Genomic DNA, 1553 nt, shown 5'->3' on the forward strand with positions numbered 1-1553 from the left:
GGGTACTGGTGCGCGGTGGAAATCTGCACGTCGATCTCGGCCTTCGTGAGCACGGACAGCGCGGTCGGCTCCAGCACCTCCGGGATGCAGGGTGCTTCGGGCGCTGCCACTGCGGTTCCTTCCGTCATGACTTCTTCCTCCTGGAGTTGGAAAACAGAAACCGTCTCTCTCCCGGCTTCGTGAACGTCGCCGCCTTGACAAGCGCGTCGTATTCGTCCGTCCCCGGGAGCACCCCAAGGCGCTCTCCGAGCACGAGTGAAACCTCCTGCCAATCCACCTCCGTCTTGTCCTTCGACTTCTTCCACGTGCAGACGCCCGCGATGCCCTCGGCGTCCCCGACCATGTTCATGAGCTGATTCTTGATGGTGTTGATGTCACTCTCGGCGCAGTCGAGCGCGGGCTTGAAGCGCCGGTAGTCCGCGAGCAGTTGCAGGGCTTCCGGTGTCGGCTCCAGCATCGGCCGCCTGACCTCGGGGTAGTTCTGCCGCAGCCATGCCCGCGTTGACTCAGAGCCGTCCGCCGCTGGCGGCACGCGGTTGATGATGTGGTCGCGCCAGAAGCGCTCCGCGATCTCCCGCAGCGCCGCGATCAGCTCATGGTTGACGCGCATCGGGTAGACGGCCAGCGGCTCATCCCCGATCAGTGCGGCTAGATCCCACAGATCGCGCCCGCTGCACATCATGTTCCACTGGCACTGGACGAGGTAGTATTCCGGCACGTCATCCGTGCCCGGCTCGCCCCAGTTGCCCGCCGAGCGGAAGAGCGGGGCCTTCGCCTCCACGCCCTTCTCGCCACCGACCACCAGCCCGTCAGGGGTGCAGGCGAAGAGGGGGTTGCCGGGATGCACGATCATGTCCGTCGGGTCGCGCTGCTCCAGTTCGACGCCCTGCTCCTCCTGGTACAGCCCGAGCACGACCGGCTCCAGGGCCCGGCCCCGGCGCATCGGCCAGTTGTCGGGAGTCTCGTGCAGCCCGAGCTTTTCGAGGTACACGGCAAGCGGGCCGCGGTAGGGGGACAGCCCGGCAATCGCCGCGATGTCGGAGCCGCCGATGTGCTGCCGGCGACGTGCCAACCATGCGGCCCGGTCGGTCATGCCCCTACCCCTCCACCGGCGCCGCCGGCTGCTTCTTGCTGCGCCCCGTGCGCGCGGGCTTCTCGTCCTTCGCCCGCCGCCGCCGCGGCAGCGTGCCCGCGATCTCCGCGAGCTGCGCGTCGATCTCCGCAACCCGCTTCTTGGCTTCGTCCCGCTCGGTCTTGAGGTCTGCGATTGCCTTCATGATCGTCATGCCTTCCATGACCTACTCCCTCCCGTTGTCCTGCGTTGACTTGTCGTCCTTCGCTTCTTTCGCCGCCCGCTTCCCGTACCGTTCTCGCAGCCACGAGAAGTCGGGCACCACCGCCTCGTGCTCGCTCGGATCGTCGTGCCAGGGGTTGACGGCGCCGGTGTAGTCCATGTCAGCACTCCACGATGAAATGCAGCCGTGAGGGAACGTCGGCGCACGTCACCGGGTTGCGCTGCGGGTGCTCGGTGTCATTTCGGACGACAGACACCC

3 protein-coding genes are annotated in these 1553 nt (G+C 66.8%); all 3 read right to left on the reverse strand.

Translation table 11 applies throughout. The annotated features are described in order from the left end of the window. Positions 1 to 124 precede the first annotated feature (124 nt). The 3 genes from VI078_13645 to VI078_13655 are packed head-to-tail and all read right to left on the reverse strand — an operon-like array spanning position 125 to position 1454. Entirely contained in the window at positions 125 to 1093 is a 969-nt protein-coding gene (locus VI078_13645) for a YqaJ viral recombinase family protein (GenBank protein HEY6000327.1), read from the reverse strand. 4 nt (positions 1094 to 1097) lie between these two features. Further along, complete coding sequence (locus VI078_13650; protein HEY6000328.1) at positions 1098 to 1277, reverse strand: hypothetical protein; 180 nt, start codon at positions 1275 to 1277, stop codon at positions 1098 to 1100. Positions 1278 to 1298: 21 nt separating this feature from the next. After that, the gene (locus tag VI078_13655; GenBank protein HEY6000329.1) at positions 1299 to 1454 is read right to left on the reverse strand and encodes a hypothetical protein; all 156 of its coding nucleotides are present in this window, start codon (positions 1452 to 1454) and stop codon (positions 1299 to 1301) included. Between the last annotated feature and the right edge of the window lie 99 nt (positions 1455 to 1553).

The organism is bacterium, from assembly GCA_036524115.1.
Lineage (GTDB): Bacteria > JAUVQV01 > JAUVQV01 > JAUVQV01 > DATDCY01 > DATDCY01.

Bases quoted from the DNA above. Each gene is read 5' to 3' on its own strand.
- VI078_13645 (HEY6000327.1), bottom strand. From the start codon at position 1,093: ATGACCGACCGGGCCGCATGGTTGGCACGTCGCCGGCAGCACATCGGC.
- VI078_13650 (HEY6000328.1), bottom strand. From the start codon at position 1,277: ATGAAGGCAATCGCAGACCTCAAGACCGAGCGGGACGAAGCCAAGAAG.
- VI078_13655 (HEY6000329.1), bottom strand. From the start codon at position 1,454: ATGGACTACACCGGCGCCGTCAACCCCTGGCACGACGATCCGAGCGAG.